Annotated in this window: 17 protein-coding genes; 13 read left to right on the top strand and 4 right to left on the bottom strand. The window is 64.8% G+C overall.

The genetic code is table 11. From position 1 onward, the window contains the following. Nucleotides 1-2: 2 nt before the first annotated feature. Together tssB and tssA are read right to left on the bottom strand one after the other, a co-directional pair. On the bottom strand, nt 3-509 hold the full coding sequence (tssB, locus tag J1N02_RS12690; RefSeq protein WP_017135823.1) for a type VI secretion system contractile sheath small subunit: 507 nt from the start codon (nt 507-509) through the stop codon (nt 3-5). 54 nt (nt 510-563) lie between these two features. After that, a complete protein-coding gene (gene tssA / locus J1N02_RS12685) occupies nt 564-1583 on the bottom strand; it encodes a type VI secretion system protein TssA (protein ID WP_092355893.1) in 1020 nt (339 codons plus the stop codon). 397 nt (nt 1584-1980) lie between these two features. Between tssA and tagH the strand changes: the two genes are divergently transcribed. The 13 genes from tagH to J1N02_RS12620 all read left to right on the top strand — a co-directional run bounded on the left by tagH (nt 1981) and on the right by J1N02_RS12620 (nt 19498). Further along, the gene (tagH, locus tag J1N02_RS12680; protein WP_027608266.1) at nt 1981-3309 is read left to right on the top strand and encodes a type VI secretion system-associated FHA domain protein TagH; all 1329 of its coding nucleotides are present in this window, start codon (nt 1981-1983) and stop codon (nt 3307-3309) included. 57 nt (nt 3310-3366) lie between these two features. After that, nucleotides 3367-3876, top strand: a complete 510-nt coding sequence (gene tssJ / locus J1N02_RS12675) for a type VI secretion system lipoprotein TssJ (RefSeq protein ID WP_414887645.1) — start codon at nt 3367-3369, stop codon at nt 3874-3876. 19 nt (nt 3877-3895) lie between these two features. Continuing rightward, nucleotides 3896-5230: a type VI secretion system baseplate subunit TssK gene (gene tssK / locus J1N02_RS12670; RefSeq protein ID WP_421147388.1), complete on the top strand. Its 1335-nt coding sequence runs from the start codon at nt 3896-3898 to the stop codon at nt 5228-5230. Nucleotides 5231-5236: 6 nt separating this feature from the next. Beyond that, nucleotides 5237-6526, top strand: a complete 1290-nt coding sequence (locus tag J1N02_RS12665; RefSeq protein WP_027608269.1) for a DotU family type VI secretion system protein — start codon at nt 5237-5239, stop codon at nt 6524-6526. Next, nucleotides 6523-10023 carry a type VI secretion system membrane subunit TssM gene (tssM, locus tag J1N02_RS12660; protein WP_092355890.1) on the top strand — a complete coding sequence of 1167 codons (3501 nt, stop codon included), beginning with the start codon at nt 6523-6525 and terminating at the stop codon, nt 10021-10023. Before J1N02_RS12665 ends, tssM begins: the two co-directional genes overlap by 4 nt. After that, complete coding sequence (gene tagF, locus J1N02_RS12655) at nt 10020-10673, top strand: type VI secretion system-associated protein TagF (protein ID WP_027608271.1); 654 nt, start codon at nt 10020-10022, stop codon at nt 10671-10673. The genes tssM and tagF overlap by 4 nt, the downstream gene beginning before the upstream one ends. Continuing rightward, nucleotides 10674-11393: a PP2C family protein-serine/threonine phosphatase gene (locus J1N02_RS12650; protein ID WP_027608272.1), complete on the top strand. Its 720-nt coding sequence runs from the start codon at nt 10674-10676 to the stop codon at nt 11391-11393. Then, a complete protein-coding gene (locus J1N02_RS12645; RefSeq protein WP_092355887.1) occupies nt 11390-14398 on the top strand; it encodes a serine/threonine-protein kinase in 3009 nt (1002 codons plus the stop codon). Before J1N02_RS12650 ends, J1N02_RS12645 begins: the two co-directional genes overlap by 4 nt. Beyond that, nucleotides 14398-15102 (top strand): ABC transporter ATP-binding protein, encoded by a 705-nt coding sequence (locus tag J1N02_RS12640; RefSeq protein ID WP_027608274.1) that lies wholly within the window; start codon nt 14398-14400, stop codon nt 15100-15102. Before J1N02_RS12645 ends, J1N02_RS12640 begins: the two co-directional genes overlap by 1 nt. Then, the gene (locus J1N02_RS12635) at nt 15102-16286 is read left to right on the top strand and encodes an FtsX-like permease family protein (protein ID WP_098480714.1); all 1185 of its coding nucleotides are present in this window, start codon (nt 15102-15104) and stop codon (nt 16284-16286) included. The genes J1N02_RS12640 and J1N02_RS12635 overlap by 1 nt, the downstream gene beginning before the upstream one ends. Nucleotides 16287-16329: 43 nt before the next feature. Next, nucleotides 16330-17988: a formylglycine-generating enzyme family protein gene (locus J1N02_RS12630; protein WP_223841654.1), complete on the top strand. Its 1659-nt coding sequence runs from the start codon at nt 16330-16332 to the stop codon at nt 17986-17988. An 84-nt stretch (nt 17989-18072) separates the two neighbouring features. Further along, the gene (tagQ, locus tag J1N02_RS12625; RefSeq protein ID WP_027608277.1) at nt 18073-18999 is read left to right on the top strand and encodes a type VI secretion system-associated lipoprotein TagQ; all 927 of its coding nucleotides are present in this window, start codon (nt 18073-18075) and stop codon (nt 18997-18999) included. A gap of 124 nt (nt 19000-19123) precedes the next feature. Beyond that, nucleotides 19124-19498 carry a hypothetical protein gene (locus J1N02_RS12620; RefSeq protein ID WP_003195530.1) on the top strand — a complete coding sequence of 125 codons (375 nt, stop codon included), beginning with the start codon at nt 19124-19126 and terminating at the stop codon, nt 19496-19498. Between the two features lie 46 nt (nt 19499-19544). Here J1N02_RS12620 and J1N02_RS12615 read toward each other — a convergent pair whose 3' ends face one another. Next, entirely contained in the window at nt 19545-20945 is a 1401-nt protein-coding gene (locus J1N02_RS12615; RefSeq protein WP_092488203.1) for an aminoacyl-tRNA deacylase and HDOD domain-containing protein, read from the bottom strand. Between the two features lie 77 nt (nt 20946-21022). Further along, nucleotides 21023-23098, bottom strand: coding sequence for an ATP-dependent DNA helicase RecG (gene recG / locus J1N02_RS12610; RefSeq protein ID WP_027608279.1), 2076 nt, complete (start codon nt 23096-23098; stop codon nt 21023-21025). Nucleotides 23099-23104: the final 6 nt, after the last annotated feature.

Here is a 23104-nt window from a genome sequence, read left to right as displayed (position 1 = left end):
GATTACTGGTCCCCTGCAGGCTTAGGCGCACTGGCAAGTGCCTGGAGCAGTGCCGGGTCCTTGATCGCCTTCATGATGATTTCTTCAGCGCCAGTCTTGCCGTCCATGTAGGTCAGCAGGTTGGCCAGCTGGGTGCGGGCTTCGAGCAGTTGCTTGAGCGAGTCGACCTTGCGGGCCACGGCGGCCGGGCTGAAGTCGTCCATGCTTTCGAAGGTGATGTCCAGGCTCAGGTTGCCTTCGCCGGTCAGCTCGTTGGGTACGTGGAATGCCACGCGCGGCTGCATGGCCTTGAGGCGCGAGTCGAAGTTGTCGACGTCCACTTCAAGGAACTTGCGGTCGGCCACCGGCGCCAGAGGCTCGGCAGGCTTGCCGGCGAGGTCGGCCATCACACCCATCACGAAGGGCAGCTGGACCTTTTTCTCGGCGCCGTAGAGCTCGACGTCGTACTCGATCTGCACTCGAGGCGCGCGGTTGCGCGCGATGAATTTCTGAGAACTTTGCTTCGCCACGTTGCTGCTCCTGGTCGCTTGAGCGACGGTGTTGTTACTGCGCAGTCGAGCGGCTTACTCGCCGTCCGGGCCGCGCAGGTTTTCAAATTGGGACATCCCATCGGGAATCAGATTGCGCACGATGGCCGCGAAGTCGGCGTGCACAAGATGCTTGGCCCGGTTCAGCAACACCGGCAACGGGCTCGAAGGCTCGTGCCGGGTGTAATACGCAAGGATCTTGTCGAGGCTGCGCAGCACGTCATCACGGTTGCTGATGTCGCCGCTGGGGCGAGGTGCGGCGGGGGCAGCGGCGAAGTCCACCGAGGGGGCATTGTCGTCACTGACGGCCTCGGGTTCGCTGCTGGCAGCGCTGTTCGGAACAAACTGGTTAAGCACCTGCAGCGCCTGCTTGAGCGGTTGCTTCAACAGGCTGAGGTCCACGCCTTGGGCGGAACCCACCTGGTCGCTGACCTGCTGCTCGATGGCTTCGCAGGCGGCGCGTGCGGTGCTCAAGGCGTCGCGGGTGGCTTGCAGGTGTTCGGGGTCGCTGTCGAGGAACGCGGCGTTGAGCTGCTGGGCGCCGAGCTGTTCGTCGGGGAAACTCATCAGGCCGCTGGCATTCAGCGCGGCGCGCAGGCTCACAGGGCCGAAGGTGCGCGAGCGCGTGAGGATGCTTTCGCGCAGCAGACGAATGGTCGCATCGCTGGTCAGGCCGGAGAGGGCGTTGATGCGTACGGTGGGGTCGTTATCGTCGTCGGCATCCAGGCGCGGGTGCAGGTCGGCCCAGTATTCGCGCAGCAGCGCATTGATCAACGTGAGGACTTCAGCCAGCCCGGCCGCACCCTGGAGGGCGAGGGAGCTTTGCAACAGGAAATGGGTGATGCGCAGGTCTTTGCTGCGCTGCAGCAAGTCGAGGCTCTGCTGCTGGATGCTGCGCCATTCCGGCGGCTCGGCGGGCAGGATCGAATCGCCCATGCTGCGCTCGGGTTGGCCCTTGGCATCACGCTCCAGCTGGAGAAAATCCGCGTCATATTCCATGTCTTCGCCACAGGGCGAACTGGCGGAAACGGCGGTGAGCAGCAACGGCACATCCACTGAAATTGATCTCCCTATCGGCCCGTTGTTAGATGGCGGGCAATGCATGCATTAGTTGCACAAGGAACTTTGCATGTTTTCTTGGTCATATAAGCAAGATGCCACTAATGTGCCATCACTGGTATTCAAGAAGTTGTGCATTTTTGGTGTAGTACTTATGCCTTGTCAAGGTAAGCTATTCGCCCTCTGTGACAGATGTGCGGTGCTTAACAACCTGTGCGACTGGTGGGTCGAACGACGCACCGGCATAGGATTTTTGTCATGGAGCCCAGTTAAGATCAGCGATCATGCTGGCATCAGCAGGTTTTGAACGGTCGATTGCACGACCTGATGGGGATCTCCCGGGCGTCGCTGTCCCTGGGGTCGACTGCGCGCGAAGTATCAGCAAGGAGGCAAGATGTCGCTGTGTTTGACTATCACTAGTTATCACAAGATTACCCCCGGGCAATGCTCGGAAAAGTCCATGAACCAGGGCTCGATGGCTATCGGCCGCAGCTCGGATAATGACTGGGTATTGCCTGATCCCGAGCGCCTGGTGTCTTCGCAGCACTGCGTTATTCAATACAAAGATGGTCGTTATTATTTAACCGATAACAGTACAAACGGTGTGGAGTTGGTTAACGCCGGCATCCGTTTGCGCAGGGGTAACAGCGAGCTGTTGCAGGATGGCGAGCTGATCCGCATCGGCGATTACGAGATCCAGGCGCGGATCGACTTCAACATGCAGGCCATCGACAGCCAGCCGTTCGCCGGTGATTCGCCGAACAGCTTTGAGGCCCTGATGGGCGCCGTGGCGAACAAGCCCGCGCCGACGCCGGTGATTGCCCCGCAATTCCAGGGCGCTTCGTCGATGGACACGCTGCCGGACCTGTTCGACTTCCTCAGCCCCACCACCGTGCCACCGCCCACCGTGGCCGACCATGTTCCCAGCGAACAACACGACTTCCGCCCGCCGACCCCGGTGGCGGTACCCGTGGTCGAGACGCCTGTGGTCTCGGGCTCGGTGATTCCCGAAGACTGGGACCTGTTTGGCGACACGCCGGCACCGTTGGCCAGTGCGCCTCCGCCACCGCCACCCGCACCGATCATCCAGCCGCCACCCGTGGTCGAGCCAGCGCCCCCTGTAGCCGACACCCGGCAGCCCGATCTCTTGCAAGCCTTCCTGCGCGGTGCCGGCCTGGACCAGTTGCGCCTGGACAAGGCCCAGGCGGAGGCGCAGATGGAAAACATCGGCCGCAGCTACCGCCTGATGGTCGAAGGCCTGATCGACGTATTGCGTGCCCGCGCCAGCCTCAAGGGTGAGTTCCGCATGCAGCAGACCATGATCCAGCCTGCCGAAAACAATCCGTTGAAATTCGCACCGAATGCCGACGAAGCGTTACTGCTTTTGCTTCGCCACGGCAACCAGGCGTTTATGGCGCCGGACATTGCCGTGCGCGACAGTTTTGATGACCTGCGCGCCCACCAACTGGCGGTGATGGCCGGGGTGGAAGCAGCGATCAAGCACCTGCTCACGCGCTTTGAACCGGCGCAACTGGAAGAGCGCATGGGCAAGCCCGGCGGGCTGTCGAACCTGTTCGCCGGCTCGCGCCAGGCCCAGTACTGGCAGCAGTTCACCGAGCTCTACAGCAATATTTCCCGCGAGGCCCAGGAAGATTTCCAGGACCTGTTCGGCCGTGAATTCAGCCGGGCCTACGAAGAACACAGCGCGCGACAGCGTCGGTAAAACCGCGCCGCAACCTATGGATTAACGGATAGCTAAGTACGTCATTGAGGACGCAGGATGATTCCCAGGTTTTTACTCGCAGTCGCCACCGTGCTGCTGCTGACCGCGTGTAGCAAGGATGCGGTCAAACCCGAAACGGCTGCTGAGGCTGAAGTGGACACCGCCGCCGTCGAGCTGCACTTCCACGCCATTGCCGGGCTTAACCCCGGCGCCAACGGCCAGGCCGCGCCGGTGCGGGTGCGCATTTTCGAACTGAAGAACGCCGCCACCTTCGCCCGCTCCGATTACTTCGCCCTGGCCGACCGTGCGCAATCGACCCTCGGCCTGGACCTGCTGGACCAGGACGAAGTCATGGTGCAACCCGGCCAGCAACTGAGCATCCAGCGCGACCTCGACCCCTCCACGCGCCAGATCGGCTTGCTGGTGGGTTATCGCGAGTTGGACCGCGCGCAATGGCGCACGGTGATCAACGTGCCGGCGCGCCAATACACCGAATACCAGATCAGCCTCGATGTGCGTGCCGTGCGCGCCGACGTCGTGGTCACCCCATCCAGCCCTGCCCAATAAGAAGCAATCGGAGCTCCCCATGTCCTGGAACAATCGCGTGGTCTGGTCGGAAGGCATGTTCATCGGAACGCAGCACTTCCAGCAGCATGACCGTTACCTGGAAAACCTGATCGACGCCCGTAGCCGCCCGTTGTCCGCCGGCGCCTGGGGGTTTTCCGAATTGCTGATCGACCAGGGCCTGCTGGCCCAGGGCAAGCTGGCCATCGTCTCGGCGCGCGGCCTGTTGCCCGACGGCACGCCGTTCAACATTCCCCAGGATGACCTGGCGCCCAGCCCGCTGAACATCGACGACAACCTGCGCGATGGCCTGGTCTACCTGGCCTTGCCACTCAAGCGTGCGGGGGCCCGCGACACCGTGGATGAAGGCGAACCCCTGGAAGCCGCGCGCTACGTGAGCCAGGTGCGCGAAGTGCGCGATGACAACGCACCGTTCGAAAACCGCGCGCCGGTGGCCGTGGGTTCCCGGGCCCTGCGCTTGCTGACCGCCCAGGATGGCATCAGTGACTACGCCGCCGTGGGCCTGGTGCGCATCAAGGAAAAACGCGCCGACCGTGCGCTGGTCCTCGACGACAGCTACATCCCGCCCGTGCTGGACGTGGCCGCGAGCAAGCCGTTGAGCGCGTTTCGCAGCGAACTGCTGGGCCTGCTGCACCAGCGCGGCGAAGCCCTGGCGGGCCGCGTGGTTGCCTCTGGGGCCGGCGGTGCGTCGGAGATCGCCGACTTCATGCTGCTGCAACTGGTCAACCGCGCCCAGCCGCTGATCCAGCATTTCAGCCAGTTGAGCCCGCTGCACCCGGAGCGCTTTTTCAGCGCACTGGTCAGCCTGGCCGGTGAGTTCTCGACCTTTTCCACTTCAGGCCGTCGTCCCCAGGAATACCCGCAATACCAGCACGACGACCTGGCCCTGAGCTTCGCCCCGGTCATGGCGGTCCTGCGCGAAGCCCTGTCGATGCTGATCGACAGCAAGGCCACGCCGATCCCGATTGTCGAGAAAGCCTACGGCGTCCACGTGGCCATGCTGGCCGACAAGACCCTGCTCGACAGCGCCAGCTTCATCCTCGTGGTCCGTGCCGATGTGCCCGGAGAAACCCTGCGTGCGCGCTTCGGCCAGCAGAGCAAGGTCGGTTCGGTGGAGCACATCCGCGACCTGGTCAACCTGCAACTGCCGGGTATCACCTTGCTGCCGTTGCCAGTGGCGCCGCGCCAACTGCCGTACCACGCAGGCTCGACCTACTACGAGCTGGACCGTGGCAGCGAGCATTGGCAGCAACTGGGCAATTCCGGTGGTTTTGCCTTCCATATCGCCGGGCAGTTCCCGGGCTTGAACCTGGCCTTCTGGGCGATCCGAGGATAATCCGCGATGCATCCCAATGATGACGACCGCACCCAGTTCATGCCGCGCCCGGGTGGCCGCGCGCCGGAACCCGCGCGTGCCGAGCCGGCCCCGCTGTCGATGCCGGCCGCGCCGATTCTCACCGGCAAAAGCCAGGGCCTGAACCCGCTGGAAAGCGCCGCCGGCCCGCTGTTGGCGCTGTTGACGCGCCTGCGCAACACCATCGCGCACCCGGCGCCGGCCAGCCTGCGCGCGCAGTTGCTGGCGTACCTGCGCCAGTTCGAAGAACGCGCCGAAGCCGCTGGCGTGGCCCGCAACGAGGTGCTGCTGGCGCGCTACGCGCTGTGCACCGCCCTCGATGAGGCGGTGTTGAGCACGCCGTGGGGCAGCACCAGCGATTGGGGCAAGCAGAGCCTGTTGATCACCGTGCACAACGAGGCCTGGGGGGGCGAAAAAGTCTTCCAGTTACTCGACCACTGCCTGCAAAGTCCACGGGAGCGCCTGTACCTGCTGGAGCTGTTGTACCTGTGCATGTGCCTGGGGTTCGAAGGCCGTTACCGCGTGATGAACGACGGTCGCAGCCAGTTGGAAGCCTTGCGTGAGCGCACGGCGGCGGCGATTCGCAGTGCTCGCGGTGACCACGAGCGCGAACTGTCGCCCCATTGGCGTGGCGTCACCGTCGCGCGTGATCGGCTGGCGCAGTTCATGCCGCCCTGGATCGCCGTGGCGATCGGCCTGGCGTTGTTGCTGGCCTTGCTGTTCACCTTGCGCCTGCTGCTGGCGGCGCAGGCCGAGCCGGTGTTCAAGAACATCCATGCCCTGGGCGAGATCCCGGTGCAGGCCATCGACCGTCCGGTGGCACAGCCCAAAGTGATCGAGCGTCCGCGTCTGGCCGGCTTCCTGGCGGAAGACATCAAGGCCGGTCGCGTCGCGGTGGAAGACAAGGTCGACCGCTCCGTGGTCACCATTCGTGGCGATGAGCTGTTTGCGTCCGCCAGTTCCAGCATCGTCGATGACTACCAGCCGCTGATGCTGCGCATCGCCGACGCCATCCGCAAGGTCAAGGGCCAGGTGCGCGTCACCGGGCACAGCGACAACCGCCCGATTGCTACGCTGCGTTTCCCGTCCAACTGGGCATTGTCCGAAGCGCGGGCCAAGTCGGTATTGGAAATCCTCGCGGCCAAGACCGGCCAGGCTGATCGCTTCAGTGCCGAGGGCCGCAGCGACACCGAGCCGTTGGCGACCAACGCAACTGCCGAAGGCCGTGCCCGCAATCGTCGGGTTGAAATCACCGTATTGGCGGAGGGCGTCGAGTGAAGGCGTTTTTCAGTTTCATGATTCGCTGGGTGATCCCCGTGCTGGGCCTGATCGCCCTGAGCCTGATCATCTGGTTTGTGGGGCCGTTGCTCGACGTGCTGGTGCCGGAAGGGCGCCGTTGGGCGCTGATCATCCTGGTGTTTGCGGTGTGGATCGCCTACCGCGTGTTCCGCATCATCCAGGCGCGGCGCCAGGCGGCCGAAGTGATGCGCAGCCTGGCGGCCGAAACCCCGGCCGACCCCAACAGCGTGGCCACCGCCGAAGAGCTCACCACCCTGCGCCAGCGCATGGACGAAGCCCTGGCGCTGCTGAAAAAGGCCAAGCTCGGTGGCGACGAACGTCGCAACCTTTATGAGCTGCCGTGGTACGTGATCATCGGCCCGCCGGGTTCGGGCAAGACCACGGCGCTGGTCAACTCCGGGCTGCACTTTCCGCTGGCGGCCCAGTTGGGTGCCGGGGCGGTGCGCGGTGTCGGCGGTACGCGCAACTGCGACTGGTGGTTTACCGACCAGGCGGTATTGCTCGACACCGCCGGCCGCTACACCACCCAGGACAGCAATTCGACGGTGGACAAAGCCGCCTGGCTGGGCTTTCTCGACCTGCTGAAAAAGCAGCGCTCGCGCCGGCCCATCGATGGCGCCTTTATCGCCATCAGCCTGTCGGACCTGCTGCTGGGCACCGATGCCGAGCGCGCGGCCCATGCGGCGGCGATCCGCCTGCGTATCCAGGAGCTGTACACCCAATTGGGCGTGCGTTTCCCGATCTACCTGATGCTGACCAAGCTCGACCTGGTGCCGGGCTTCATGGAGTTCTTCGACAACCTGAGCAAGGAAGAACGCGCCCAGGTCTGGGGCATGACCTTTGCCCTGGACGACGGCAAGAACAGCGACAGCCCCCTGGCGCACCTGCAAAGCGAATTCGCCGGCCTCGAGCAGCGCCTCAACGAACGCCTGGTGGAGCGCCTGCAACAGGAGCGCGACCCGGCGCGGCGCGACCTGATCTACGGTTTCCCGCAGCAGTTCGGCGCATTGAAGGACTGCCTGCAAAGCTTCCTCGAAGGCGTGTTCAAGCCCAATGCCTTTGAAGAACGCGTATTGCTGCGCGGCGTGTACTTCACCAGCGGCACCCAGGAAGGCAGCCCGATCGATCGCCTGATCGGCGCCATGGCCCAGAGCATGAACCTGGACCGCCAGCACCTGGCGCGCCAGAGCGGCACCGGGCGCAGTTACTTCATCGAAAAACTCTTCACCGCCGTAGCCTTTGCCGAACGTGGCCTGGTAGGCGTTAATCCGAAAGTCGAGCGTCGGCGCACGTGGATCGCACGCGGTGTACTCGCGGCCACCGTGGCCTTGGTGATCGTGGTCAGCAGCCTGTGGTGGGTGAGTTATCGCGCCAACCAGGCGTATATCGCCCAGGTCGACCAGAAGGTCGCGCCACTGGGCCAGACCGTCCAGAACCTCAGCCCGGCACAGCGTGAAGTGCTCGCGGTGCTGCCGCTGCTCAATGCGGTGAAGAACCTCGCGGGGGATTCGCCGAGCTGGTCCGAAGGCCTGGGGCTGTATCAGGGCGATATGCTTGAAGCCGAGTCCGCCAGCGTCTATCGCAAGCTGTTGATCGCCGTGTTTGCGCCGCGCCTGGTGACGCGCATCGAGGAGCAACTGCACGGCGGCGGCAACTCCGACTTCCTCTACGAAGGCCTCAAGGCCTACCTGATGCTCGCCGACAGCGAGCATTACGACCCGGACTTCATCAAGGCCTGGATCGCCCTCGACTGGGACCGCAACCTGCCGCGCGACCTGCCGGCCGATCAGCGCCAGGCGTTGAGCGGGCACTTGCAGGCGCTGTTCGAGCGCCATCCGCCGAATGCGCGCCTTGACCCGCGCTTGATCGACGATCTGCGTCGCCAGTTGCAACAACTGCCGGTGGCCCAGCGTGTCTACGACCGGGTCAAGCGCCAGAAACTGCCCGAAGGCATCCCGGACTTCCGTATCAACGAAGCCGCTGGCCGTGACGCTGCGCTGGTGTTCAGCCGTAAAAGCGGCAAGCCGCTGGGCGAGCCGTTGAGTGGCTTTTTCACCGCCAAGGGTTATCGCCAGGCGTTTTTGCTCAGCAGCCTGAACCAGACCGGCACCCTGGCCGAAGAGCAATGGGTGCTGGGCCATGAGCAGGCCGATCAGCAGAACGTGGTCAGCCTGGCCGCCGATGTACGTCGCCTGTATTTCCAGGACTATCAGCGCCAGTGGGATGCGCTGCTCGCCGATATCGACTTTGTGCCGATCACCAGCGTGGCCCAGGCGGCCGATGTGCTGCGGGTGATTTCCGGGCCGAGTTCGCCGCTGAAAAAACTGCTGGTGGCCGTGGCCAAGGAAACCGATCTGCAAGCCGAAGAGCGCCAATTGGCCGCCAAAGGCGTGCCGGTGGAAGGTGGCGTCGACAAGCTCAAGGAGCGCCTCGGCAGCCTGCTCGGCCAGGAGCAACCGACGGCCAATGCGCCGGCTGCAGCGGATGATCCGGTGACCGCGCACTTTGCCGAACTCAACAGCATCGTCAGCAAGAACGAAGGTGAACCGGCGGCCATCGACGGTCTGTTGTCGGACATGAACGCCCTGTATGTGCAGGTCAGCGCCATGGTCGGGGCCAGCGGCGATGCCTTGCTTGGCGAGGCGAAGAACCAGGCGGCGGCTGCGGCCACACGGGTCAGCCTGAACGCCGAGCGCCAACCGCCGCTGGTGCAGGGCATGGTCAAGTCGGTGGTCAACTCCACCACCAACAGCATGATGGGCGGGGTGCGTAACCAACTGAACGCGGCGTGGGTCAGCGAAGTGGTCAATGTGTACCGTCAGTCCCTGGCCGGCCGCTATCCGATGTCGCCGGGCAGTGCGCGGGATGCGACCCTGGATGACTTCGGCCAGTTCTTCGGTGTGGGCGGGGTGATGGACAACTACTTCCGCAAATACCTGCAGCCGTACGTGGACACCTCGGCACAGACCTGGCGCTGGCAGCCGGGCGCGGCACAGAAACTCGGGATTGCGCCGGGCGTGCTGCAAACCTTCCAGCGCGCGGCGACGATCCGCGATGCATTTTTCCGCTCCGGTGGCACCCAACCGATCGTACGTTTCGAACTCAAGCCGGTGTCGATGGACCCGACCATCACCCAGTTCCTGCTTGACCTCGACGGCCAGCAATTGAGCTACGACCACGGCCCGAGCCGCCCGGTGGCGATGCAATGGCCGAACCCCGGCAGCATTGGCGTGGTGCGTATCTCGATCATGCCGCCGTCGGCCAGTGGCCGCTCGGGCGTGACCCTGGACGGGCCGTGGGCCTGGTTCCGCCTGCTGGAACAGTCGGACCTCACCGCCGGCAACTCGCCGGACCGCTTCAACCTGCGCCTGCGCGTCGACGGTGCGAGCATCGCCTACGAGTTGCGCGCCAACAGCGCCTTCAACCCGTTCAAGAGCCGCGTGCTCAGTGGCTTCAGCCTGCCGGAGCGGTTATGACGACGCTGGGTTTCTACGGCAAGCTGGCCAGCCGCGGAGATTTCGTCAGCCGTGCCTTGCCCCAGAGCTTTATCGGCCCGTGGGACAGCTGGCTGGCGGCGGGGTTGCTCGCCAGCCAGAACAGCCTCGGCGCCGACTGGCTCAATGCGTACCTGGTCAGCCCTCTGTGGCGCTTTGTGCTGGCGCCCGGCGTGTGCGGGCCGGACGCGGCGGCGGGCGTGGTGATGCCGAGCATTGACCGGGTCGGGCGCTATTTCCCGCTGGCGGTGGTCGCCTTGCTCGATCACGACATCAACCCGGCGTCCCTGGTGGGCGGGCCGGACAGCTGGTTCGAGCAGGCCGAAGAGCTGTTGCTCAGCACCCTGGATGCCGGCGCGACGTTTGAACGCTTCAACGCTGGCCTCGACGACCTGGGCTTACCGGCGACCGAGCCGCGTGCGGTGGACAGCCGTTTCGCCGGCCTGCAGCGCGTGGCGGCCAGCGTGCCGCACCAGCGCATGACCGCGCTCGCCGAACAGGCCTGCGACGGTGCGAGCCTGTGGTGGGGGCGTGGTTCGCAGACGATTTCCCCTGGTTTATTGCGGTGTCAGGGCCTGCCTGCCGCCGGCGATTTTGCGCAGTTTCTGCTCGGACAAGAAGGTGTGGTGTAGATGGGGTCGACGTACAAATCCGCGAGCAAAAGCCATGTGGGCATGGTTCGCCAGGTCAACGAAGACGCATGCCTGGACCTGCCGGAAAACCGCCTGTGGGTGGTGGCCGACGGCATGGGCGGGCACGCGGCGGGGGATTATGTCAGCAGCCTGATCGTCGACAGCCTGCGCAGCGTGCCGATGGGCCGTTCCCTCGACGAGTACTCGGCAGCCCTGCGCAATGACCTGACCCGCATCAACGCCGCCGTGCGTGAAGAAACCGCCAACCGTGGCGTGACCATGATGGGCAGCACGGTGGTGGTGCTCGCCGCGCGCGGTCTGCGCGGTGTGTGCCTGTGGGCCGGCGACAGTCGCCTGTACCGCCTGCGCGACGGCGTGCTCGAAGGCATCTCTCGCGATCACAGCTACGTCCAGGACCTGCAGGACAGCGGCCTGCTCAGCGAAGCCGATGCCCGCGTGCACCCGCGCGCCAACATCGTCACCCGCGCCATTGGCGTGGAAGCCCAGCTGGAACTGGCGGTGGTCGACCTGCTGATCGCCCCCGGCGACAGCTACCTGCTGTGCAGCGATGGCCTGAACAAGACCGTCGAAGACCATGAGATCCGCGAAGTGCTCAGCCACGACGCGCCGGATGAAATCGTGCGCAGCCTGGTGCACCTGGGCCTCAACCGTGGCGCGCCGGACAACATCACCGCCATCGTCGTGAAGGTATCGGCATGAACATTGTGATTCCGGGCTATGACATCGACGGCGAGATCGGCGAAGGCGCCATGGCCAGCGTGTACCTGGCGACCCAGCGCTCCCTGGAGCGCAAGGTGGCGTTGAAGGTGATGGCGGCGGCGCTGGCGGCCGACCCGAGCTTCTGCGAACGTTTCCTGCGCGAGGGCAAGACCCTGGCGCGGCTGTCCCACCCGCACACGGTGACCATCCATGACATCGGCAATGTCGGTGAGCTGTACTACATGGCCATGGAATACCTGCCCAACGGCACGCTCAAGGAGCGCATCGCCGCCGGCCTGACGCCGGAGCAGGGCATTACGCTGATCCGCCAGATCGCCTCGGCGCTGGGCTATGCCCATGCCCAGGGGCTGGTGCACCGCGACGTCAAGCCGGCAAACATCCTGTTCCGCGCCGATGGCACGGCGGTGTTGTCGGACTTCGGTATCGCCAAGTCCCTGGACGACCGCACCCAATTCACCCAGGCCGGCTTTGCCGTGGGCACGCCGAGCTACATGAGCCCGGAGCAGGCGCGGGGCCAGGAGATCGATGGCCGTGCCGACCTCTACGCGCTGGGCGTGGTGCTGTATGAAATCCTCGTCGGCAAGCTGCCGTACAACGGCAACGATGCGCTGTCCACCGCGCTGGCGCACCTGACCGAACCCTTGCCGGAATTGCCGGTGCACCACGGCCGCTATCAGGGCGTGCTGCGCAAGCTGTTGGCCAAGGACCCGGCGGAGCGTTTCCCGGATGCGGCGGCGCTGCTGCAGGCGCTGGATAACCTGCCTGCGGAGTCGCCGGAGGCCACGCTGGTGCGGCCGTTGCCGATCCCGCTGAGTTTTGATCTGGCGGGCATGACCCCGGTCACCATCGACATCCCGACCGACAGGCCCCAGGCGCAACCGGTACGCCAGCCGGTGGTAACGCCGACCCAGCACAAGGCCGTGTCCGAGCAACGCCGTGGGCCGGTGCTGGCACTGGCCGCCGTGGCGGTGGCCGTCGCATTGGCCGTTGGTGGCGGCAGTTACTGGTGGTTGAGCGGCAGTGATGAACCGGCCAAGCCGCCGGCTGCCGTCGTGCCTCAGGCCAAGCCCCCGGCGGCGGTCGCCGACGTGCCCCCGGCAACGCCCACTGCGGCCGCCGAAGTGGACGGCGGCCAACGGCCGTTGTTGATGGCCGGTAAGAAGACTTTGTTCCAGCGCGTCCTCAGCAAGCCCGGCGCCAAGCTGTCGGATGACGCCGGCGGCGCGCCGGGCAAGGCCCTGCCGGCGTTCTCCGTGCTGTATGTGTACCAGCGCAAAGACGTCGACGGCAGCCCGTGGGTGCGCGTCGGTGCCGCCACCGATGGCCGCAGCGACGGCTGGTTGCCGGCCGCCCAGGTCAGCGACTGGAAGCAAAGCCTCGTGCTCAAGTTCACCGAACGCTCCGGCCGGGCGCCGGTGATGTTCCTGCGCCAATCCGGCGAAGTGGAAAAGTTGCTCGCCGATCCAGCCGCCGCCAAAGGCGTGCTGGCCAAGGCGCAGAAGAACAGCGACGACAACGGCCAGGTCCTGGCCCTGGAGCCGGCCGCCAGCGCGGTGCCGCAGAACCAGTTCTACCTGTTGCCGATCTTCGACGCCAAGGAGAGCTTCGACGAAAACGGCCAGCCGGTGCAGTTGCTTAACGTCGCCTCCATCGACCCGGGCAGCAACGCTGCGGCCAAACCATCGACCCCGGTGATCAACGCCAATGCCGACGCCTTCCGCACTGCCGTGGTGCTGGTGGTGGACACCACGGTCTCCATGCAGCCCTACATCGACCAGATCCGCGACGTGGTGCACGAGTTGCAAACCCGTATCGCCGAGCGTGGCGAGCTGGACAGTGTCAGCTTCGGCATGGTCGGTTTCCGGAGCAGCATCAAGAAAACCCCAGGCCTGGAATACGTGGCCAAGACCCTGATCAGCCTCGACCAGGGTCGTGACCCGCAACGCTTCCTCGACATGGCGCGCCAGGTCAAGGCGTCTACCGTGTCCAGCCACTCCTTCAACGAGGACGCGTTTGCCGGGGTGATGCAGGCCGTGGACGGCATGGACTGGTCCGGCTACGGCGGTCGTATCATCCTGCTGGTCACCGATGCGGGCGCGCTGCGCAAGAACGACCCGTTTGCCGCCACCCAGATGAACGAAGCCGAAGTGCGCCAGGCCGCACTGGGCAAGCAGATCAAGATCTACGCGCTGCACCTGCGCACCGACGCGGGCAAGAAAACCCACGCCGGCGCCGAGAGCCAATATCGCATCCTCACCGCCGACGCCAACCCGCAGATCGGCGACCTGTACACGCCCGTGCCGGGTGGCGATGTGCGCAAGCTGGGCGAGCGTGTCGACGAGATCGGCAGTGTGTTCGCCAACCTCGTGCACCAGGTGCGCAGCAATACGCCGCAAGCGGTGCCGCTGCTGAGTGCCGCGCCGAGCCTGGCGGACAAATCCGCAGCGGTCGGCTATGCCATGCACATGGACTTCCTCGGGCGCCGGAACGCCAGCCAGGCGCCGCAGCTGGTCAGTGCCTGGACCGCCGACCGCGACCTGACCAACCCCGCGCTGCCGGCGTTCCAGGTGTGCGTGATGCTGACCAAGCTGCAGCTCAATGACCTGCAACAGTCGCTGAAACTGATCGTCGATGCGGCGCGCAAGACCCAGACCTCGCCCAAGGATTTCTTCCAGGAAATCGCCAGCGCCTCGGCCTATATGAGCCGCGACCCCCAAGCCCTGCGCAAGGGCGGCAACCTGGCCGACGGCGGCATTCTCGGCGAATACCTTGAAGGCCTGCCGTACCGCAGCAAGTCGCTGAACATGACCCAGGACCTGTGGTTGTCGTTGAGCGTGGCCGAGCAGGAAGACTTTATCGACGAGCTGGATTCGAAAATCCGCCTCTACGAAACCTTCCACAATGACGTGGCCAACTGGGTCCGTTTCGGCGATGCCGAGCCGGGCGATGCGTTGTACCGCGTGCCGTTGTCGACGCTGCCGTAATGCTGAACCTGAGCGCGGTGCACAAGAGCCGGGGTGTCGGCAGCCAGCGTTACAGCCTGGTGATCCCGGCGCTGCACCTGCGTGCCGGCGAGCAATTGGCGATTGTCGGGCCGAGCGGGTGCGGCAAGAGCACCTTGCTGGATCTGTTGGCGCTGGTACTGGCGCCGGATCAGGTGGGCCGGTTCGAATTCAACCGGCAGGACATTGGTGGACTGTGGCGCGCCGATCAGCAATCCACCCTGGCCGCGCTGCGCAGCCAGCACTTGGGCTATGTGCTGCAAACCGGCGGGCTGCTGGGCTTTCTGGATGTGCGCAGCAATATCGCGCTGTCCCGGCAACTGCTGGGGTTGAAAGACGACGGCAGCGTGACGCGCCTGGCGGAACAGCTGGAGATCAGCGACCAGTTGGCCAAGAAGCCGGCCGCGTTGTCGGTGGGCCAGCGCCAACGTGTGAGCTGCGCCCGCGCCCTGGCCCATGCACCGCAACTGGTGCTGGCCGATGAGCCGACGGCGTCCCTTGATCCGCTGAACGCCGAGCGCGTGATGCAGGCCCTGCTGGCCCAGGCCCGCGAGCACCGCGCCGCCTGTGTGATCGCCACCCATGACGAACCCTTGGCCCGTGCCAGTGGCTTGCAGGTGCGGCGCATCAGTTGCCGTCGCGATACCGATGGCGGCGTCACCGCGACCCTTGGGGAGGCGTGCTGATGCGCATCCCTCTGGTGGCGTCCCTGGCCTGGCAGGATTACCGCAACGATGCCTGGCTGTCGGCCTGTTCGGTGTTGGCGCTGGTGGCGGTGATCGCGCCGTTGCTGGTGTTGTTCGGCCTGAAATTTGGACTGGTTAGCAGTTTGACCGAACGTTTGGAGACCGATCCGGCCACCCGTGAAATTATTCCGCTGGGCGGTGGTCGATTCAGCAGCGCATTTGTCGAACAGCTTGGCCAGCGCAGCGATGTGGCGTTCGCCTTACCGCGCACGCGGCAGATTGCGGCGACGGCGCAGGTGGGCACGCTGACCCTGGAAATGCTGCCGACCGCTGCGGGTGATCCGCTGCTCAGCGGCCTGCCGATGCCCAGGGGCCTGGACCGGATCGTGCTGAGCCACACCGCTGCCGAGAAGCTTGCGGCGCGGCCTGGGGATTGGCTGGAGACCAGCTTTGCGCGGCAAGTGGCGGGGCGTGTAGAAGCCCAGCGCACGCGCTTGCAGGTACTGGCGGTGCTGCCGCTGGAAGCCTTCGCCCGGGATGGGTTGTTTGCCGATTTGAGATTGCTGGAAGCGGCGGAAGATTACCGCGATGGCCGTGCGGTACCGGCGTTGGGCTGGGCCGGTGATGAGGTGGGTGTGAGCGAGCAGCGGGTGTATCCGGCGTTTCGCTTGTATGCGCGCAGCCTGGCCGATGTGGAGCCGCTGCGGGTATTTTTCGCCGGGCAGAATCTGTTGGTATCGACCCAGGCACAGACGATCGCCCAGGTGCAGTCGCTGAGCCGCAACCTGTCGATCGTCTTCTGGATCATCGCCGGGTTGGCCTTGGCGGGCGCGTTTGCGGCGATCTTCGCCGGGGCGTTGGCCGCTGTGGCGCGCAAGCGCCGGGAATTGTCGGTGTTGCGCCTGTTGGGGTTTTCCACCGGCGCGCTGTTGTTGTTTGTGGTGCTGCAGGCGCTGTACAGCGCAGGGTTTGCCGCTTTACTCAGCGTTGGGCTGTATGGCCTGGCCGAGGCGGCGTTGAACAAGTTATTCGTGCAGGTGCCGGGCGAACACGCCAGCCACCTGCTGGCGCGTCACTATGGCCTGGCCCTGGTTGCAGTCCTTGGCGTCAGCGCCGTGGCGGCAGCCTGTGGTGGTTGGCGAGTGGCGCGTATCCAGGCTTCTGAAGGAATCAGAGATGTATAAGTTACTGGGCGCCGTTGTGGCGCTGAGCCTGGCCTCGCTGGCCATGGCCGATGAAGCGAGCGACAAGCTCGACAACCCCAAGCCGTTGCCCGACGACGTCAGCCTGCCGCTGCCGTGCGAAGGCACTATGGTGTTCCGCTACGCCTATGTGCTGGCCCAAGGGACCTTGGATGACCGCGAGATCAGCCTCGGCTACCCCTTCGCCGAAGGCGAGGCGGGTTACCAGCAGTCATTTATCTCCGGCTACCGCCGCGACTTTATCAACGGCCAGTTCACCCTCAAGGACTTGCCGAAAGACTGGAGCAAAGTCATTGCGCCGTTGATGCCGAAGACCGACGCCAAGACCCCGCTCAAGCCCATGCTGTACTTCATCGGCAAGTACGAAGTGACCGCCCGCCAGTACGCCCAGGTGATGGCCCAGGCGCAATCCCTGGCCAGTGGCGAACCGGCACCGGCGTGCGATGCGCCCACCGGCATGGCCGGGCGTTTGCCCAAGGTGAAGCTGTCGCGCTTTGAGGCCGAGCGCTTTTCGGCGGTGTACAGCGCCTGGCTGATGAAATACCACCGCGATTTGCTGCCGGTGAGCGGTCGTGGGTCGTCGGCGGAAGACGGCGGCCTGGGTTTCGTGCGCCTGCCCACTGAAGTGGAGTGGGAGTTCGCCGCACGCGGTGGCCAGGCGGTGAGTCGCCAGGACTTGGAAGGGCGCCTGTTTCCACGCCGCGTTGAAGGCAGTGAAAGCGATGGCCCGCTGGGTGATTACGCGGTGTTCAACCAGGTCGCCGGCGGTACTGGCCAGGCCGCACGCTTGATGCCTATCGGTACCAAGCTGCCCAACCCCATCGGCATGTTCGACGTGATCGGCAACGCCGCGGAAATGGTCCAGGAGTCCTTCCAGCTGGTGCACGCCGGTCGTCGCCAGGGCACCTACGGCGGCTTTGTGGTCAAGGGCGGCAACTACCTCGAAGGCGAGGGCACGCTGTTTACCGGCATGCGCCGCGAATACCCGCTGTTCGCCGCCGACGGCACCGAGCAGAGCAACGAGACCACGGGTTTTCGCGTGGCAATCGGTGCGTTGTCGGCGCCGCGCTCGCGTTACAAGGAGTTGTTTGCGCAGTGGCAGAAAGAGGGCCGCCTGGCCTCGCTGACCGACGCCATCGATGACGCCCAGGACCCGACCAAGCGCCTGGACAGCATCATCGCCGCCAGCGTCGACCCCAAGCTGCAGGCCGAACTCGGGCTGGTCAATGAAGAGCTCAAGCGCAATGTCTCGCTGATCGCCCAGCAACGCGAAGAAGCGGCGGGCAACCTGATTCAGTCGGCCGCGCTGGTGGCCGAGACTATCAGCAACTACAACATCCGCCTGGCCAACCTGCAGAAGAGTCGCCAGCAGGCCCTGGACAACAAGGAAGAGGCTAGCGCGGCACTGTTTGCCACGGCCATCGAAAACGGACGCAGCGCCCTCGATGGCGCGGTGGCGATCTATATCGACAACCTGGCCACCGGCACGCGTTACACCGATGCGGTGATCCAGGCGCAGTTTCAACGGATCAAGGAAGAGTTGGATCGCAAGCCCGTGCTCGGCAAGAGCCTGGTGACGCGCGCAACACTGTTCGTTCGCCATGTCGGCAACTACCGCAAGCAACAGCGGGCCGACCCGGCGACGATCTTGAAGGAATTGCTCGCAGCGAGCGGTCAGCGCTGATCGCTGGCTGTATGGCGAGCTTGGAAGGGACTCAGGCGGCAGTGGCCGTGCTGGGCAAGTCAAACTTAGAAGAGAACACAACCTATGCTTTTTTCCCGTAAGGCGGTTTCCAAGCGTCACTTGCTGCTGATCGCGGCCGGTTTCAGCACTGTGCTGACCGGCTGCGCCACGTCGCCGGCCTCCAAGGTCGCGTCGAGCACCAAGGTCGAGTACTACCCCAACTGCTACGAGCCGGTGCAGCACTTGCGCGCCACCGATTCGAACATGACCAAGTCGGTGGTGACCGGTGCGGCCATCGGCGCGGCCGGCGGTGCCCTGCTCGGCGCCCTGACCGGCGACAAGGAAAAACGTGGCCGTAACGCCGCCATCGGTGCAGCGGGCGGGGCCCTGGCCGGCGGCGCAGCGGGTTACTACACCGAGCGTCAGAAGCAGATCGCCGATGACAACCAGCGCATTGCCTCGTATGCGGCTGACGTGAACAAAAGCGCCTCCGACATCGACCGCAGCACCGCGTACGCCAGGGCGTCCCAGCAGTGCTACCAGAGCGCATTCACCAAGTTGGTGGCGGATCGCAAAGCCAAGACCGTCAACGACACCGAAGGCCGCAAGCGCCTGGCGGAAATCGTCTCGGGCCTGAAGGAATCCAATGACCTGATCGTGGCGGTCAACGGCAAAGCCGCCGAAGACCTGAACAACTACACCCAGGCCTACGAGAAAGACCTGCAGCAGGTTGGCGTACAGCGTGCCGACGTGGTCACCGTGGCCAAGGCCGATGTAACGCCCGTTGTGACGCCGGGCAAGAAGAAAGGTACCGGCACCAAGCCACCGAAAAAGCCACCGCTTCCAACCGTACCAACAGAAGCCGTGAGCACCGAGAAAACCTTCCAGACCGCCCAGACCAAGCAGGATGAAAGCAAGAAGGTCGCCAGCGCTGGTAAAGCGCAGATCGAAGGCACTTGCCGCGATCCTAACCTGGTCGACTGGGCTCCGGTGCCTTGCCCTAACGTTTAAGTAACATGCTGCTATAAGCGTCAAACGCCAGCCGATCTTCCGCTAATGCGCAAGATCGGTAGCGTTCTTTTTGCAATTGGTTAAACTGCTGCGGCCACTCAATAATTACACCGAGGCCGTGTGCATGAAATTTCGTCTTCTCCTGTGGGTGCTGGGCCTGATGATGGGCAAAGCCAGCCGCACCAATCCTGCCTTCCAGCAACAGCTGGGTGACAAAGACCTCGCGTTCCAGTTGCAGACCCTCGACGGCAAGGTTGCCCGTCACTTCATCGTCAAGGACCAGCGCATCACCAGTCGCTCGGGTGTCCACCCGGCGCCGGCGTTTGCCATTGCGTTCAAGGATGCGGCCTACGGCTTCGCCACAATGCAGGCGAAGAACAAGCAACTGGCGTTCATGACGGGGATTCAGGACAAGTCGATCCAGATCAAGGGCAACCCGGCGCTGGTGATCTGGTTCCAGGGGTTGACCAAGTATTTGAAGCCGAAGAAAAAGAAGTAGGCTTTCAGGTCGACCGAGTTGGATAGCTATCTGACAGGCGCCAGATTCAGCCCTGGCTGAACTGCGAGGCCAATTCGCGCAGCAGCACCTCGGCATCCAGCACCTTGCCCACGACTTCATCAGCCTTGTCGCGGCTCAAGCCCAGACGCTCAAGCAGTTCGTCCGGGATGGTCTCGTCCGGCCCGGACCCAATCCCCCGGCTGCGCAGCAGGCGCACGGCCAGGCACACCAGGTTCGGGTATTCGGCGTATTGCCCATCGTAGGTCGGGTCGTGCTGGAAACGCAGGGCAGTGGACAGCTCGTCCGGCATGTCCCAGTAGCGCATCAGCCAGGCGCCGATCTGCTCGCGGCTGATGCCCAGCAAGTGTTGCTCCACATAGCTGTGGCACAGGTGCGGGTTGACCTCCAGGTGGCGGCAGATCAGCGAGAAGTGCGGCGGGAACACATGGGCCAGCAACAGGTAGCCGAAGTTGTGCAGCAGGCCGGCGAGGTAGGTCAGGCCGGCTTCCGGGCGCTGGGCGCGGGGCATGGCGCGGGTCAGGCCTTCGATCACGGCGGCGGTGTAGATGGACTGGTGCCAGTACGGTGTGGCCTGGTGCGGGTGGTCCTTGGGCAGGCTCAAGGTCTTGCCCAGGGCCAGGCCCAAGGCGAGGTTGATCACCAGGTCAAAACCCAGCACGCGCACGATGGCGTCTTCCACCGAGCGGATCTTGCCCGGCGATGCGTAGTACGGCGACGCAGCCCAGCTCACCACTTGGGCGGCCAGGGCCGGGTCGGTTTCAACCACGCCGGTGATGTCGTCGATGGTGGCATTGGGGTCGACGCGCAGCTTGATGATCTTCTGGGCGGTGTCGGCCAGCGGTGGAATCTCGATGGTCGCTTCCAGGCGTTGCTGGATGCGGCGGGCGGTAAACGCCTGCATCGCCTGGGTGATTTCCTCACGGTCATCATTGGGGCGGTCGAGGTTCGGGCGGATGTTGCTCAGCGGTTCACCGAACTGGGCGGCGCTGGCCTTGGTGAGCATGGTCTTGAACGCGTCGCTGGCGATTTCCAGCAGCAGCCCGGCTTCACCTGAATGCACCAGCAGGCTCGGTTCGTCGAGCAGGCTGCCTTCGTACAGGCACGGCGAACTGGTGAGTGCCGGCAGGCCCGGCAGCAGGCTCAGGTCGTGCTTGCCCAGCATGCGCGCGACGCGGTCAGGCGACACGGCTGTAAGGCGGCGACCCGTGAGTTCGGTGAGGCGGTTGAGGTCCAGCAACTGGTTCTGCGGGAACAGCACCATCAGGGCGCCCACCGCGTCTTCCAGCAAGACGGCCTGGACTTTTTGCGCAGGATTCAGGCCCGGATGTTCGGTGACTTCCGTGTAGCTGATGGCGAGTTTTGCGAGCAAAGCCCGAATGACCGGCGGGGCGGTCAATGGGGCTGTGGCGTGGGCAACTTCTGACATGGCCTGATCCAATTTCTTACAGTCACCGAAGTATAACCAGCTTGATACACCTGTAGGTCGGATAAGTGAGGCAGGCGTCACACTTGGCCGTATTGCTGCCCATGGCGCAGCCAGCGATCCAGCAGCGGGCTGACGTGATCCGGCCAGCGCTCCAGCAATGCCTGCGCTGCGTCGCGCACGGCGGGCAGCAGGTCGGCGTCGCGCATCAGGTCGGCGACCTTGAACTGCAGCAGGCCGGTCTGGCGGGTGCCGAGCATTTCGCCGGGGCCGCGCAGTTCAAGGTCTTTTTCGGCGATGACAAAACCGTCGTTGGTCTCGCGCATGATGCCCAGGCGTTGGCGGCCGATCTGCGACAACGGCGGGTGGTAGAGCAGCACGCAGTGGCTGGCGGCACTGCCTCGGCCAACACGGCCGCGCAATTGGTGCAATTGCGCCAGGCCCAGGCGCTCGGGGTTTTCGATGATCATCAGGCTGGCGTTGGGCACGTCCACGCCCACTTCAATCACGGTGGTAGCGACCAGCAGCTGCAGGTTACCGGCCTTGAATTCAGCCATCACCGCGGCCTTTTCCGCAGGCTTCATGCGCCCGTGGATCAGCCCGACCTTGAGTTCCCCCAGGGCGCTGGTGAGGTCTTCATAGGTGGTCTCGGCGGCCTGGCAGGTCAGCTCCTCGGACTCTTCGATCAGTGTGCACACCCAGTACGCCTGGCGGCCTTCGGCGCAGGCGCCGCGCACACGCTCGATCACTTCGACGCGCCGGGTGTCGGTGACCAGCACGGTGTTGACCGGTGTGCGGCCGGGGGGCAGTTCGTCGAGGATCGAAGTGTCGAGGTCGGCGTAGGCGCTCATGGCCAGGGTGCGCGGGATCGGGGTGGCGGTCATGATCAACTGGTGCGGGTTCATGCGCCCGCCCACGCCTTTCTGGCGCAGGGCCAGGCGCTGTTGCACGCCGAAGCGGTGCTGTTCGTCGATAATCACCAGGGCCAGGTTCTTGAACTGCACTTCGTCCTGGAACAGCGCATGGGTGCCCACCACCATCGGTGCACCGGCGGCGATCTGTTCCAGCGCGGCCGCGCGCGTCTTGCCCTTGAGCTTGCCGGCCAGCCACGCGACTTCCAGGCCCAGGGGCTCGAGCCAGCGCTTGAACGTGATGAAGTGCTGCTCGGCGAGGATCTCGGTGGGCGCCATCAGCGCCACCTGGTAACCGGCTTCCAGGGCTTGCAGGGCGGCGAGGGCGGCGACCACGGTCTTGCCCGCGCCCACGTCGCCCTGGATCAGGCGCAGCATCGGCTCGTGCTGGCTGAGGTCGTAGGCGATTTCATTGCCCACGCGCTGCTGGGCACCGGTCGGCGCAAAGCCGAGGTTGGCCAGGTATTGCGCAGGCAGGCGCGTGGCCTTGGGCATGGCCGGCGCACGCAGGGAGCGCATGCTTTCGCGCAGGCGTTGCTGGGACAGTTGGTGAGTCAGCAGCTCCTCGAAGGCCAGGCGGTGCTGGGCCCAGTGATGACCCAGGGCCAGTTCGTCGACATCGGCGTCCGCAGGGGGGTGATGCAGGTAGCGGATCGCATCGGCCAGTGGCGCCAGTTGGTAGTCGCGGGCCAGTTCCAGGGGCAGCCAGTCGGGCAGGCTCTGCGGGCCAAGCATGCCCAGGGTCTGCATGCACAATTGGCGCAGGCGCTGTTGGGTCAGGCCTTCGGTGAGCGGGTAGATCGGCGTGAGGGTGGTGTCCACCGGCGGCGGTTCGTCACCGGTAATGGCACGGTATTCCGGGTGGTAGATCTCCAGGCCCGAGGCGCCGGGGCGCGCTTCGCCGTAGCAGCGCACGCGGGTGCCGCGCTTGAGGCCTTCCTTCTGTGCGTTACTGAAATGGTAGAAACGCAGGCTCAGGCCGCCGGTGCCATCCTGCAGGCGCACCACCAGACTGCGGCGCTTGCCCATCACCACATCGGCGCCGCTGACGGTGCCTTCGACCACGGCATCCTGCCCGGGACGCAGTTGGCCGATGGGCACCACGCGAGTGCGGTCCTGATAGCGCAGGGGCAGGTGGAACAGCACGTCCTGGAGGTTTTCCAGGCCGACCTTGGCCAGCTTCTCGGCCATGGCCTCGCCGACACCCTTGAGTGCCGTCACCGACACCTGCGACAGCTCAGTCATACGTTT

Origin of the sequence: Pseudomonas sp. NFX5, assembly GCF_049132125.1 — a bacterium.
GTDB classification, from domain to species: domain Bacteria; phylum Pseudomonadota; class Gammaproteobacteria; order Pseudomonadales; family Pseudomonadaceae; genus Aquipseudomonas; species Aquipseudomonas marginalis.
Note: the sequence above shows the minus strand (reverse complement) of the source record. Positions and strands in the feature narration are given on the sequence as shown.